Origin of the sequence: Streptomyces sp. NPDC053513 (assembly GCF_044544765.1) — a bacterium.
Classification (GTDB): domain Bacteria; phylum Actinomycetota; class Actinomycetes; order Streptomycetales; family Streptomycetaceae; genus Streptomyces; species Streptomyces litmocidini.
The window spans coordinates 111,811-125,377 of the sequence record NZ_JBITXP010000022.1; the positions used below are offsets into that span (position 1 = coordinate 111,811).

A 13,567-nucleotide genomic window follows, 5' to 3' on the forward strand; every position below is an offset into this window, starting at 1 on the left:
CGTGCGCCGGAGTGTGCGGCGCCCCACGCGGCGACGCGCCCGGAACGCCTCCGTGCGCCCGCTTCCCGGGCTACCGGCTTCGGAGACCGACGGGATCGAACCGTCAAAGATGATCACCGGCGGCCGCCGCACCCGCCCACCGGCCCCGGAGCGCGGGGCTCCGGTCCGGCTGCCGGTCGCCGCTTCCCCGGGCGAATCCCGCTCGGGACACGTCCCGACACGAGAACGAGGAGAACCATGGCCGAACAGCATCGTGTGGAGAACGTCCTGGTCGTCGGAGCCGGCGTCAGCGGGCTGACCACCGCTCTGGAGCTGGCCCGCGTCCGCGAGGACGGCGAGCCCCGCTACCAGGTGCAGGTCGTCGCCGAGCGACCCGCGGACAAGACCGTGTCCGTGATCGCCGGAGCCCTGTGGGAGTTCCCTCCGGCGGTCTGCGGTCAGCACGGCAACCAGCTGTCGATCATGCGGTCGAAGCGGTGGTCGGTGGAGTCGTACAAGGAGTTCCGCAAGCTGGCGCCGAACGCCGGGGTGCACATGGTCACGTCGAACTTCTACTTCGGCATCAAGATCGAGGACGACTGGCTGGAGCGCACGAAGATGCGCGAGCTGCAGAAGCTCTCCGAGGAGGAGGAGATCGAGGGCTTCCGGCGGTTGACCCAGGAGGAGATCAAGAAGGTACCGGCGTCGTTCCAGGTCAAGGACGGCTACCAGCTGCGCGTGCCGGCCGTCCCACGACGAGGTCTTCCAGGTCGGGAACGCGCTTGTTCTTCCAGATCTTGTCGGCGAGGCCGACGAGCAGGTCGTCCGTTCCGGCCCGCTCGTCCGCCCACGACGCGTGGGTCGCGGCGAAGCGCGCCCGCTCCGACAGAAGCTCCGCGACACGGTCCGGCAGAGGGAGCAGGGGCGGGTCAGCGGTGCCGCTCATGGCCCTCGACAGGACAGGACGAGTGATCACCGCGTCAGGGTACCGACCTTCGGCGGCGCCGCCGTGGTGTCGTGGCGGCGGAGGCGTACCTAGGAGTTCCGCCGGAGTCGTTCCTCGGCTTCCGCAGGCGTGTCGTAGTAACCGGGCCGGGCCAGCAGAACCCTCGCGAAGTAATGGCCCTGCTCGTCGTCCGGGTCGTCGTCGGCTTCGAACGGGCGCCAGAAGCTCAGCAGGAGGTCGGGGGCGACGAAGGCGGGCTCCTCCGGATCGGCCTCGATCCGGGTGTGTTCGCGCATGCCGGCGACCACCTCGCGCGCCGGCAGGGCGAACACGTCGAGGTCGTGGAAGAGCACTCGGTCCGTCGTGTCCAGCGGGCGTGCGAACTCGACGGCCTGGAGCACGCCCTGCATGGAGTGAACGCTGACCATCAGTCCGCTGGGGCGGAAGACGTGCTGTCCCGGCCGGTCCGACGCCGAGGGCGCGGAAGGGTCGCGGAGCGAGTCCAGCGCGGCGTCGGCGTCGTGCCGGGGCATGCCGATGCGGAGCGGGCCGACGCCTGCAGGCGGTTCGAGGAGGAAATCCATGCGGACATGATCCCAAGGGGCGCGGTACCGCGTCCCCGCCGGGGCATGCCGGTCCGTCGTCGCGGGTGGCGGGGCGTGCCGGTCCGTCGTCGCGTGGGGCGGCCCGGGAGGCGACGCGTCCCACTCCTCACGACGTGAAGGCCTTTCGGGGTGTGTGAAGGAATTCTGGTCACCCGGTGAGTCTTCCGTCGGCGAATCTCCGGAACAGGCGACGCCGAGTGGCTCGGCACGCCGGTCGAACTCGACAGTAACCATTTCTGAGCTGGGAAAACGCGAGGGCCTTGCGGTCATCGCGGCCATCGGGGCGGGTTCGGCACGGCAGGTATGGTCGGGCCCGTTCACTCGTCCGGGTGTACGAAGACCAGCCCCAGACCGGAAGTTCGACCGAAGACGTTCGAGGCGAGGCAGACCGATGGAAGTTCCGACCACCCCGTCGGCCGGTGGCGACAGAACCGGTGAGGAAGATGGCGGCGCGGGCTGGTTCGGACGGTCCCCCGCAGCGTCTCCGGCGGCTCCGCGGCCTTCGCGCCCGGAGGCTCCCCGGCCCGCTCCGGAGGCCGTACGCCCGTACGTCCAGGAGGCGGGCCCTTCCTCCGTACGCCCGTACGTCCAGGAGACCACTCCCGCGCCCGTGCGCCCGTACGTCCGGGAGTCGGCCCCCGCCCCCGTACAACAGCAACCGCACCCGCACGGCCACGGATCGGCCCCCTCGTCCGTCCACCAGGACGGTCGGCAGCCGTCCCCCGGCCCGGGGCGCCCGGATTCCGGTCCCGTACGCCCTCCGGAGGGCCGCCCGGCCGCAGGCGCGGGGCCGGTCCCCGGCCGCGCCGCGTCCCGGGACTCGTCCGACACGGACCTGCTGCGCCGCACGATGGCCGAGATCGAGCCGATCGCCGACAAGGTCACCTCGTACTTCTACGCGCAGCTCTTCCTCCGGCACCCCGACCTCCGGGCGCTCTTCCCGGCGGCGATGGACGTCCAGCGCGACCGGCTGTTCAAGGCGCTGCTCACCGCCGCGACCCATGCGGACGACACCGCCGCCCTGACCGCCTACCTGGACCGTCTCGGCCGTGGGCACCGGAAGTACGGCACCCTTCCCGAGCACTATCCGGCCGTCGGCGAGGCCTTGATCTGCGCGCTTTCCCGTCACGCCTCCTCGAGCTGGGGGCCGCGGACCGAAGCCGCGTGGGTGAGCGCGTACACCACGATCTCCCAGATCATGATCGACGCGGCCACCGCGGACGAGCTGCGGGCGCCGGCCTGGTGGCAGGCGGAGGTGGTCGGCCACGAGATGCGCACGCCGGACGTCGCCGTCGTCACCGTCCGGCCCGACCAGCCGTACCCCTTCCTCGCCGGGCAGTACACCGCCCTGGAGACGCCCTGGTGGCCCCGCGTCTGGCGACACTACTCCTTCGCCTCCGCGCCCCGTTCGGACGGAGTGCTGTCCTTCCACGTCAAGGCCGTCCCGGCGGGCTGGGTGTCCAACGCACTGGTGCACCGGGCCAGGCCCGGGGACGTCATCCGCCTCGGCGCCCCTACCGGCTCCATGACCGTCGACCACAGCACCGACAACGGTCTGCTCTGTCTCGGCGGCGGCACCGGCATCGCGCCCATCAAAGCCCTGGTGGAGGACGTGGCACAGCACGGGCGGCGCCGGTCGGTCGACGTGTTCTACGGCGCCCGTCGCACCGACGACCTGTACGACATCGAGACCATGCTCCGGCTGCAGCAGTCGCACTCCTGGCTCTCGGTCCGCCCGGTCGTGGACGACAGTCCCGTCGGCCTGCTGTCCGGCGGGCTCCCCGGCGCCGTACGCGAACACGGCCCCTGGCACACCTACGACGTCTACCTGTCCGGCCCGCCCGGCATGATCCGCCGCGGCGTCGACACCCTCCTGGGCATCGGCGTCTCCACCCACCGCATACGGCACGACTCCATCGAGGAACTGGTCGGGGCAGCGACGTGAGCACTTTCGAACAGACCGAGCAGCGGCAGGCGACACCGTTGCGCACCACCCGCCCCGGCAGCGACGGCGAGCACCTGGTCCAGCAGCGCATGGGCACGGCCGAGCGCGCCGACCGGTTCTACGCCGAGCAGGTCCTCGACCGGCTCAACCCGCGGATGCGGGAGTTCGTGGCGCGGCAGGAGATGTTCTTCCTGGCCACCGCCGACCGGCACGGCGACTGCGACAACACCTTTCGCGCCGGGCCGCCCGGCTTCCTCCACGTCCTGGACGACGGGACGCTCGCCTACCCCGAGTACCGGGGCAACGGCGTCCACGCCAGCCTGGGCAACATCGAGGAGAACCCGCATGTCGGCCTGCTCATGGTCGACTTCTTCCGCGACCGCGTCGGGCTCCACGTCAACGGCCGGGCCAGGGTGGCGAGCGACGAGGAGATGCGCGACGCCCACTCCGGGCTCGCGGTCGACCCGGTGCCCGGCCGGCGCGCCCTGGTCTGGGTGGAGGTCACCGTCCAGGAGGCGTACATCCATTGCGCCAAGCACATCCCGCACCTCGAGAAGGTCCCTCGGCAGGGCCGCCCGGGCCGCTCGTGGGGAACGGACAACGTCAGGCGCAAGGGCGGTGACTTCTTCGGAGCGGCCGCCGAGGCGCCGGAGCGCGGCGTGTTCCTGCCGCCGCCCCGTGCCTGCGCGTCGAGTTGGCGGGCGGAGGCGGAGCGGGTGGTGGCGAGGGCCGCGGACCGTTCCCCGGGGGCGGGTGGGTTCAGCGGCTGGTTCAGTCGGGGCACCTCCGCCTGAACCGTCGTGCGCGGCAGGGGGCGTCCCGCCGCGCCGACGATCCGTACCGGCGGAGGCCCGGGTCGGGCCGTGGCGAACGGGGCCTCAGGCGGGTCCGTGATGGGCTGGGGCTCAGGCCGGGTCCGTCGTGAGCGAGGGTGTCGGGCGGCGGAAGCCGCGGGTGAGCAGCAGCAGGTAGCCGAAGCCGGCGGCGAGCCAGCAGCAGCCGATGGTGAGGGCGACCGGGCTGAGCATCGCCATCAGGTACACGGTCACGCAGGCACCGAGCACGGGCACGGCGACGTGGCCCAGCAGCCTCCCGGGGCGGTGGGCATCGGGGTCGGCGGAGCAGGTACGGGCCCAGTGGACGACGACGCAGGCGTTGACGGCCGTGAAGCCGAGGAAGGCGCCGAAGTTGATGAACGACGTCGCCGTCTCCAGGGAGACGTCCAGGCCGACCAGGCCGACGGCGCCGGTGAGGGCCAGGCACAGGACGGGGGTGCCGGTGCGGGAGTTCAGCGCTCCGAAGACGCGCTTCGGCAGTACCCCGTCGCGGCCCATGATGAACAGCAGGCGGCTTGAGCTGAGTTGGACGGCGAGCCCCGAGGCGAAGCCGCCGACGATCGCCGCCATGTTGGTCCAGTCGGCGAAGGTCTGCCCTCCGACCTCGATCGACATCGTGTACGACACGATCTGCGGGTCGTCGAAGACGCCTCCGGGGTGGACCAGTTGCATCACGTACGCCACCGCGGCGAAGAGCAGGCCGCCGATCGCGATGACCAGGACCACGGCGCGCGGGATGGTCCGGCGCGGATCCCTCGCCTCCTCGGAGAGCGTGGTCACGGCGTCGAACCCGAGGTAGGAGTACGCGGCGACGGCGGCCGCCGACGGGATCCCGGCGAGCCCGCTGTCCGCGTTCCACAGCGGCGCGGTGTACGAGAGGGGCGGGTGCCCGGCGAGGTGGACCAGGCAGTAGGCGACGAAGAGCAGCACCAGGAAGACGGCGAGGCCCGTGAGCACCTTGTTGACGCGGTCGGTGAGGGCGAGTCCGACGACGTTGACGAGGGTCGTGAGGCCCGCGTTGAGCAGCATCCAGGCCCAGACCGGAACGACCGGGAACTGCGCGTGGAGGTAGAGCGACTGGACGAGCCAGGCGACCATCGGCAGGAAGAGGTAGTCGAGGAGGACGGCCCAGCCGATCAGGAAGCCGGCCGGGGCGCCGAGCAGTCGTCGGGTGTACGAGTACGCGCTGCCGGCGTCGGGGAAGTGGCCGGCCATCCGTGCGTAGCTCAGCGCCGTCAGGAACATCGCCGAGGTGGCCACGAGGAACGCGGTCGGCGCGGTGCCCGCGCTGGCGGCGGCGATCACGCCGAAGATCACCATCACCAGGCTGGGGGCCATGTAGGCGAGCCCGAAAGTCACCACGGAGGCGAGGGAGAGGTTCCCGCTGAGGTGGGTCGGCGAGCCGGCCGTCGTGCCGGCGGGGGCGGTGCGCGCTTCCGGGGCGGTGCGTGCGTCCGGGGTGGCACGTGCGTCCGGGGTGTCGCTCATCGGGCGGTCTCCTCTCCGGCGGCTCCGGCGGCGGGGCACGGGGCGGTCGGTACCGGTGCGGGTACCGCGGGGCGCAGGGCCTCCGGTGTCCACGGGGAGACCGCGGGCCGCCAGGTCACGGGGTCGATGCGGCCGCCGTACAGGGGCAGCTCCAGAGGGGTGTCGTCGGGCGCGAAGTGGTCCCACGGCCAGGAGTCGCCGCCCGTGCCGTGCTTCCGCGCCGCCGCGACCCGGTCGAGGTCGACGACGGCGAGCAGAGTGGTGTCCTCCGTGCCGACGGCGGCCACCTGGACGTGCCCCTCGGGGTCGACGAGCAGGCTCCGGCCCTGCGCGGTGGGAGAGGCGCCGTTGACACTGGCGACCCAGATCTGGTTCACGATGGCGTTCGCCGTGTTGACCGGGATCTCCTGGGCGCGGCCGGAGGTGGAGGTCTGGACTAGGTTGACGACGAGCTCGGCGCCCATCCAGGCGAGGTGGCGGGTGACCTCGGGGTACCAGGCGTCGTAGCAGACGGAGAGGCCTATCCGGGCGGTCCCGGGCAGGTCGAAGACGACGAACTCGCGGCCGACGCACATGGGCTCGTAGGGCCGCCAGGTGAAGATCTTCCGGTAGTGGGCGACGAGTTCGCCGTCCGGGCCGTAGACGACGGCGGTGTTGTGGACCTTTCCGTCCTCGGCGCGCTCCAGCACGGTCCCGGGGATCAGCCAGACGCCGAGTTCGCGGGCGAGCGCGCCGAGCGCCGCGCCGCGCGGGCCGTCGAGGGGCTCGGCGTACGTGTCGTAGTACTCCTCCAGGGTCATCGCCTCGGCTCCCCGGGAGCAGAGGTGCAGCTCGGGGTAGACGACGAGCTCCGCCCGGTTGGGCGACTTCATGCGCAGTCGCAGGCCGTCGGCGAACTGCTCGAAGGACTCGGCTGGCGCTTGTACGAGGGCGAGGCGGAGGTGCCGGCTCATGGGGCTCCTGACGGGAGGGAGAGGGAGGGGCGCCACGGTGGGGGCCGGGGAGCGGCGTGGTGCGACAGAGGGAACCCGATGCACAACACCGTTGTCAACGGTGTTGTCATTTCTTGGGGGCCCCGTTGATAAGGTCGCCGGGACGATCCGTATCGAGGGGACCCCATGGCGAAGAAGACGGTGGCGAGCGCGGCGAGCACGGCTGCACGGCCCGGCCGCCGGGAGCGCAGGGACGTGCGCCGGGAGGCGGCTGTCGAGGCCGCCTTCTCGCTGGCCGAGCGGGAAGGGGTCGCCGGCCTCTCGATGCGACGCCTCGGCCAGGAACTCGACGTCGACGCCGCCGGCCTCTACCGGCTGTTCCGCGACAAGGACGAACTGCTGCTCGCCATGGCGGAGCGGACGATCGCCATGATTCTGGACGAGCTGGGCGAGGTGGCGGAGGACGAACCCTGGCAGGACACCCTGCGCCGGATCGCCGAGGGCACCTGGCAGGTGCAGACCCGCCACCCGGCCGTCACGATCCTCACCTTCGCCCGCACCACCGGCGGACCTGCGGAGCAGCGCATGGTGGAACTGATCCTCTCGGCCTTCGCCCGCTCGGGGCTGGCCCCGGACCAGGCCGTCCTCCACTACCGGACGTACGTGGACACCGCCCTCGGCCTGTGTGCGCACAGCGCCGCGCTCAACTCGCTCGACCCCGACGTGCGGGAGAAGGACGAGACGACCTGGACCCGGATCTACGCCCGACTGCCCGAGGCCGCGCACCCCGTCACCCGGAGCCACATCGACGAACTGACCCGGGTGACTCAGAAGGCGATCTACGACACGGCGGTGGAAGCGGTCCTCGCAGCCACCGAGCGGGCCGGGACGGAACGCCGGAACGTCTCTTCCTGACCGGCCGCGCGAACACGAAGACCAGCCCTGGCCGGCCTTTTCGGACCAGCCCCTGGCGCGCTCCGGCCGTATCTGCCGGACGCGCTCCGGCCGTATCTGCCGGTGATGCCCTTTGCCGCTCCCGGGCCGTGTCCGGTCAGTGCCGGAAGTCGTGATCCGTCAGATCGATCTCGATCGAGTTGCCGAGGTTGTTGAAGAACCGGGCGGTCGTTCCGTGGACCTCCACCTTCTCGAACGGGTTCGAGTCGCCCATCGACACCACCCACACGAGATTCCTGTCGGCGTCGAGCCGCGCGAAGAAGCCCTCAGAGCCGTGGGCGCCATCGCCCCCGCACACGAAGCCGGGTCCGAGGCCGGGGCCGGAGTCGGGGCCGGAGCCGGAGCCGGAGTCGTCCGGCAGCTCGGCAAAGCAGTCAGGGTGAATGTCGTACGTGGTCACTCCTTCGGGATCGCCACGCAGCAGCTCCTCCAGATCGAGCGGCGCTCCCAGGCCGAACCGCGACAGCGCGGCGGAGTCGATTCCCACCTCACGTGCCGAACCGTCCGCCCGGTACAACCCGTCCCGGGCCGGCACATCTCCAGCGGCCCACAGTTCGGTGATGCGACTCATTCCTCTTCCCTCGGGCAGCCCGGTTCACGGGAGGAACAGTTGAAAGGCGGCATGCTCACTCACTCCCCCTCGCTTCCGCGGGGATGCCGGCCATCGTTCCGCGCGGCGCTGCTTGTCGGGGTCCCCGGAGCTGCGGGGCGTGCGCCAGCAGTCGGGCGCGCAGGGCCAGTACCCGCTCCGTCGGGTCGGGGAACGTCGGCTGCAGTCGGTCCGTGAGTTCCGCAAGCAATCCGGGGGAGGCCTGACGCCGGTGCGGGAGAGGTCGGGGATCCGGTCGGCGAGCCCCTCCAGCCCCGCGAGCATCGCGGCCCGCCAGGTGCGCCTGCCGCAGCACGCTGTCCAGCGCTGTCGTCCCGTCCATGAACGCCCCCCTCCCCGCCTGGGCCGCAGGTACACAGCCCCGCCCGATTCCACCGCGGCTCCCGACCGCCCTGCAACTTGGTTCCTCCGCGCCCTCATGTGAGTTCGCACGCCGGCAGGCGGGTCCCCGCCGGGGTGAAGGTGAAGCTGTCGGCGTACAGGTGAACGTGGCCCCGGCAAGATTTCCGGGGCGTCGGGCTGTGCTCCGGTCCTCCGGTGACACTCCATCGCCGACAACGGCCCGGTCGACGAGTGCGAAGAGCGTGCTGTTCCCTCTGATGCGGATGCCGCTCCCTTCCGCGCCGACACCGCGGGCGCTGGGCGTGGACGACTTCGCGCTGTACGCGGACACATGCGGCGCGCTGCTGCCGGGCGGTTCCCCGGCCCGCCGCCACGGCGGGGCGGCCTCCGCCTTCACCGCCCTTGGTCACGGCGGCGATGCAGTCGGACAGACCGCTGTCTGCCATCGGTGAACACCACCCCGAGCGGGCGCAACGGTCAATACCGTTCAGTCGCATGACGACGATCACAACCCGTACGGTCGAATACCCGGCCGACGACCTGACGATGATCGGATACCTCGCGCTCCCGGCCGGTGCCGAACGCCGGCCCGCGGTCCTGATCGGACCCGAGGGGATGGGACTCAGCGACGTCGAACGCCGTCGGGCCGAGGCTCTGGCCGAACTGGGGTACGTGGCGCTGGCCTTCGACCTCCACGGCGGACGCTATTTGGAGGACCCGGAGGAAATGTTGGCCCGTTGCCTTCCGCTGCTCGCCGACCCCGACCGGATGCGAGGAATCGGTCATGCCGCGCTCGACGTGTTGCGTGCCGAACCACGGGCCGACGCCGACCGGATCGCCGCCGTCGGATACGGCACCGGGGGCGCAGTCGCACTGGAACTCGGTCGCGATGGCGTCGACCTGCGCGCGATCGGGACGGTCAACGCACTGACCACGGGCCGACCGGGCGAGGCGGCACGCATTCGCTGCCCGGTGTGGGTCGGGGTCGGATCGGAAGACCCGATCATGCCGCCCGCGCAACGGGACGCGTTCACCGCAGAGATGCAGACCGCGGGCGTCGACTGGCGCCTCGTGGTCTACGGAGGAGCCCTTCACGCCTTCCACCACCCGCCGGTCGACCACACCACGCCCTCCGGCGTCGGCCACCACCCACGGCACGCACAGCGGGTCTGGCGTGACGTCGTCGCCCTGCTCGCCGAGTGCCTGCCCGTCACGGATTGATCCGATCGGCTCCCGATGCTCACTCCTGCCCGTCGTCGTCTTCGTCTTCGTCCTTGTCTTCGTCCAGCTCCGACACGTCCAAGCCACGCAGCGGGCACAGGGCACCGGCGGCCGGGGGGAGCAACCACCGGCTCGCCCCCGCGGCGATGGTCCTGCTCAAGGGGAACCACATCGCCGCGAGGGGCAGCCTGCACTGCCGCGATCGCGGCAGTGCAGGCGTGCAACACGTGGGGCATCGCCGTCGAGGTGAAGGTCGAGTCGACAACCCAGGCCATGGAGGCGCTCCGCGCGGGAGTCGAGTGGATCACGCTGGACAACACGTCCATCGAAGACATGCGGTACATCGTGACGCTGCGCGGGCCGGAAGGGCCCGGCTCGAGGCGTCCGGATCCATCACGCCGGACACGGCGAGGATCGTCGCGGAGACCGGAGTCGACGCGATGTCCGCCGGCGCCATCACCCACAGCGCGCCGGCCTTCGACCTCAGTTGCTGTTGCCACCGACGGCACCAGCGGGTGGCAGACACCCGGCGAGGTTCGGATGAGGCTGTGTCTCCTCAGGCGCGAGCGGGCTGGAACGGCCGCCATGGCCGACATCGTCGGCCTGGGAGGTCTTCGCTTCCGTCTCCGGCACGTTCCCCCGTCGCCTGCCCGGTGATCCGTCGCCGGGATCGAGCAATCCGAGTGTCCATTCGAAGTCGGACGTGTCCGGCCGAACACAGGAGGTTTTTCATGGCCAAGGGCTACTGGGTCAGTGTCTACCCCGCCATTCCCGACCCTGAGAGGCTGACTGCCTACATCAAGCTGGCGGGTCCGGCTGTCCAGGCGGCGGGCGGGCGCCTCCTGTCCAGTGACGGTCGAGTCGTCGCCCACGAGGCCGGAATCACGCAACGCGTCGTTCTGATCGAGTTCGACAGCTTTGAACAGGCGGTCGCGGCATACGAGAGCGAGGCCTACCAGAAGGCGTTGGTGGCCCTCCCCGACGGCTTCGAGCGCGACTTCCGCATCGTCGAAGGCATCGGCTGACCGACGGGCCCAGCCATCGCCGAGCATCCGTCACCTGATGCGCACACGGTGCTGGACGACGCCTCACGAGACGAGTGCGAAGCGATGCCCCGCGTCCCGGTTCGTCGTCGACGTCCTCGACGGTCTGCTCCCCGTCGGGCGGATCGAAGAAGCGACGCGACGTCCGGGCCGGCTGGTGTCGGCGGCAAAGACCCGTATGCGGGTACCACCGTCGACTCCCGGGTACGGACGGCGATCCGGCCACGCCGCCCGTCGGCCCACCCGTTCCACCCGCACCGCGTCCGGATGCGGAGCCACGGTTCGTACGGGGTCGTCACACTCGCCGACCAGGCCGCTACCGGTGGCGTCGTGTCACCGGCGGACAGGGCCACAGCCCGACGTCGCGGACTGCCATGGCCTCCCAAATGCACCGAAGGCTCAGCGGCAGGCCCCCCTCGCCCCCTGAACCCTCCAGGCCTCCGTCCCGCCGGCCAGTGCCCGAAGTCCCTCCCGCCCTGGCGCCCCTGCGGAGCGACCGTGTTCGGTCCGTCGAGGCGCCGACCCGGCCGACTCGACAGCCCTCTCTTCGAGCGGCCGACGGTGGGATCCTCGCTATCGTGTGCTGCTGTGACTGGTTCTGTACGGCTCCCTCTGCTGTTCCTCGATGTCGACGGACCGCTTATCCCGTTCGGAGCGGAGCCGCAGGAGTACCCGACCTATGCGCTCAGTACCGATCTGCGTGCGGCTGACACGAATCCGCTCCTGGCCAGGGTCGATCCTCAGCACGGAGCCAGACTGAACGCGCTTCCTTGTGAGGTGGTCTGGGCCACGACGTGGATGGACGAAGCGAACGAATGCATCGCTCCGTTGCTCGGTCTCCAGCGGCTTGCCGTCGTTGTCTGGCCAGAACCATCAGGCATCGACGAGCAGGACGAACGCGCCGGGCTGCACTGGAAGACCCGTGCCCTTGTCGACTGGGCGGCGGGAAGGCCGTTCGTATGGGTCGACGACGAGGTCACCGAGACAGATCGGTCCTGGGTCGCCGCCCACCATGAGGGACCCGCCCTGGTCCACAGAGTTGATGCTCGCCTTGGTCTCACCGATGGTGACTATGCGACTCTCGCCGCGTGGCTGCGACAGCCGTTCGGGCTGGAAGTCCACTCGTAATACGTGATGGGTCTTGTCGTATCGAGGGGCCGGACCGGGCCATTGCTCGAGCTTGACGCGGGCGCATCCGCCTGGCTGGCGGGGCGCGATGACGAAGGCGAGAGGGCGGCAGCGACTGTCGGAGGCGAGGCGGTACTTGAACGCGATCGCGTCGATCACCTGCCGGTGATCACGCCCCCCCGTTACCTTCTTCGTGGCTCCGCAATGGGGCTACCGGCCTTCGGGTCCGGCATGACTTCCCCCTCCTGTTGTTGATGATCCGGGGGGTGGTGTCACCGGCCCCGGAGGCATCGACGGACCACTGATGAGGGGCTTGAGCACCGGCTTCACCCAGGCCGGAAGAGCTCTCCGTAACGTGGATGTGGCAGCTCGGTGCCCAGGCAAGGCCGGACGAAAGCGTGATGGAGGGGCCTGCACGTGATCGACACCGGCGACATCGACGTCTTCCTCGGCCTGGACGTCGGCAAGGGCGAACACCACGCCACCGCCGTCACACCGGCCGGAAAGAAAGCCTTCGACAAGCGGTTACCCAACACCGAACCCAAGCTCCGCGAAATCTTCGCAAAACTCCAGGCCAAGCACGGAACAGTGCTGGTCGTGGTCGACCAGCCGGCTTCAATCGGTGCCCTGCCGCTGGCGGTCGCACGGGACATGGGTTGCCCGGTCGCCTATCTGCCAGGACTGACGATGCGACGGATCGCCGACCTCTACCCGGGCGAGGCCAAAACGGACGCGAAGGACGCGTTCATCATCGCCGACGCCGCCCGCGCGATGCCGCACACGCTGCGGGCCATCGACGGCGAGGACGAGACCATCGCCGAGCTGGAAATGATCGTGGGCTTCGACGACGACCTGGCCGGCGAAGCCACCAGGGTCGCGAACCGGCTCCACGGCCTGCTGACCCAGATCCATCCGTCGCTGGAACGGGTGCTGGGGCCGCGGCTGCAGCACCCGGCGGTCCTCACCCTGCTGGAGCGGTTCGGTTCTCCGGCCCAGATCCGCAAAGCCGGGCGGCGACGGCTGGTCACGCTGCTGCGGCCGAAGGCACCGAGGATGGCCGAACGGCTGGTCGAAGACATCTTCACCGCTCTGGACGAACAGACCGTCACCGTTCCGGGGACCGAGGCGGCCGCGCTGATCGTCCCGAGCCTGGCCGGTTCCCTGACCGCCGTCCTTGACCAGCGCAAGCTGCTGGCCGGGCGGATCGAGGAACTGCTGGAGGACCACCCTCTTTCCAAGGTCCTGACGTCCATGCCGGGAATCGGCGTCAGGACTGGAGCCCGCATCCTGATCGAGGTCGGCGACGGCAGCACCTTCCCGACCGCCGGCCACCTCGCCGCCTACGCCGGACTCGCACCCGCGACCCGCAGTTCAGGGTCCTCGATCCGCGGCGAACAACCGTCCAGGAGAGGAAACAAGCAGCTCAAACGGGCTTTCTTCCTTTCCGCGTTCGCAGCCCTGGGTGACCCGGCATCCCGGGCCTACTACGACAAGAAGATCGCCCAGGGCAAGCACCACACCCAGGCCCTGCTCTGCCT

The 13,567-nt window shown here is 70.5% G+C and carries 12 protein-coding genes and 1 pseudogene; 9 read left to right on the top strand and 4 right to left on the bottom strand.

Annotated elements, in window-relative coordinates; all coding sequences use genetic code 11:
• Positions 1-237 precede the first annotated feature (237 nt).
• On the top strand, positions 238-951 hold the full coding sequence (locus tag ACIGW4_RS29570; protein ID WP_399583937.1) for an FAD-dependent oxidoreductase: 714 nt from the start codon (positions 238-240) through the stop codon (positions 949-951).
• A gap of 63 nt (positions 952-1,014) precedes the next feature.
• Here the strand turns inward: ACIGW4_RS29570 and ACIGW4_RS29575 are convergent, their stop codons facing one another.
• Entirely contained in the window at positions 1,015-1,509 is a 495-nt protein-coding gene (locus tag ACIGW4_RS29575; RefSeq protein ID WP_398712048.1) for a hypothetical protein, read from the bottom strand.
• Between the two features lie 871 nt (positions 1,510-2,380).
• On the opposite strand from ACIGW4_RS29575, the gene ACIGW4_RS29580 reads away from it, so the two are divergent.
• Together ACIGW4_RS29580 and ACIGW4_RS29585 are read left to right on the top strand one after the other, a co-directional pair.
• Positions 2,381-3,475 carry a globin domain-containing protein gene (locus ACIGW4_RS29580; protein WP_398712050.1) on the top strand — a complete coding sequence of 365 codons (1,095 nt, stop codon included), beginning with the start codon at positions 2,381-2,383 and terminating at the stop codon, positions 3,473-3,475.
• Positions 3,472-4,269, top strand: coding sequence for a pyridoxamine 5'-phosphate oxidase family protein (locus tag ACIGW4_RS29585; RefSeq protein ID WP_399583940.1), 798 nt, complete (start codon positions 3,472-3,474; stop codon positions 4,267-4,269). Before ACIGW4_RS29580 ends, ACIGW4_RS29585 begins: the two co-directional genes overlap by 4 nt.
• A gap of 111 nt (positions 4,270-4,380) precedes the next feature.
• Here the strand turns inward: ACIGW4_RS29585 and ACIGW4_RS29590 are convergent, their stop codons facing one another.
• Complete coding sequence (locus tag ACIGW4_RS29590) at positions 4,381-5,799, bottom strand: APC family permease (protein WP_399583944.1); 1,419 nt, start codon at positions 5,797-5,799, stop codon at positions 4,381-4,383.
• Positions 5,796-6,752, bottom strand: coding sequence for a carbon-nitrogen hydrolase family protein (locus ACIGW4_RS29595; RefSeq protein ID WP_399583947.1), 957 nt, complete (start codon positions 6,750-6,752; stop codon positions 5,796-5,798). Before ACIGW4_RS29595 ends, ACIGW4_RS29590 begins: the two co-directional genes overlap by 4 nt.
• A 165-nt stretch (positions 6,753-6,917) precedes the next feature.
• On the opposite strand from ACIGW4_RS29595, the gene ACIGW4_RS29600 reads away from it, so the two are divergent.
• Complete coding sequence (locus ACIGW4_RS29600) at positions 6,918-7,646, top strand: helix-turn-helix domain-containing protein (protein WP_359587282.1); 729 nt, start codon at positions 6,918-6,920, stop codon at positions 7,644-7,646.
• A 136-nt stretch (positions 7,647-7,782) separates the two neighbouring features.
• On the opposite strand, the gene ACIGW4_RS29605 is transcribed toward ACIGW4_RS29600, so the two are convergent.
• Entirely contained in the window at positions 7,783-8,256 is a 474-nt protein-coding gene (locus tag ACIGW4_RS29605; RefSeq protein WP_398712060.1) for a hypothetical protein, read from the bottom strand.
• A gap of 876 nt (positions 8,257-9,132) precedes the next feature.
• On the opposite strand from ACIGW4_RS29605, the gene ACIGW4_RS29610 reads away from it, so the two are divergent.
• The 5 genes and pseudogenes from ACIGW4_RS29610 to ACIGW4_RS29630 form a co-directional block, all read left to right on the top strand.
• Positions 9,133-9,858, top strand: a complete 726-nt coding sequence (locus ACIGW4_RS29610; RefSeq protein WP_359587279.1) for a dienelactone hydrolase family protein — start codon at positions 9,133-9,135, stop codon at positions 9,856-9,858.
• A 273-nt stretch (positions 9,859-10,131) separates the two neighbouring features.
• Positions 10,132-10,286 (top strand): annotated as a pseudogene (locus tag ACIGW4_RS29615) (nicotinate-nucleotide diphosphorylase (carboxylating)); the annotation flags it as partial.
• Positions 10,287-10,589: 303 nt separating this feature from the next.
• Positions 10,590-10,883 (top strand): DUF1330 domain-containing protein, encoded by a 294-nt coding sequence (locus tag ACIGW4_RS29620; protein ID WP_399583961.1) that lies wholly within the window; start codon positions 10,590-10,592, stop codon positions 10,881-10,883.
• A gap of 606 nt (positions 10,884-11,489) precedes the next feature.
• Entirely contained in the window at positions 11,490-12,029 is a 540-nt protein-coding gene (locus ACIGW4_RS29625) for an HAD domain-containing protein (RefSeq protein ID WP_399583950.1), read from the top strand.
• A gap of 417 nt (positions 12,030-12,446) precedes the next feature.
• Positions 12,447-13,567, top strand: a 1,121-nt coding sequence (locus ACIGW4_RS29630; RefSeq protein ID WP_399583953.1) for an IS110 family transposase, incomplete at its 3' end; no start/stop codon positions are given.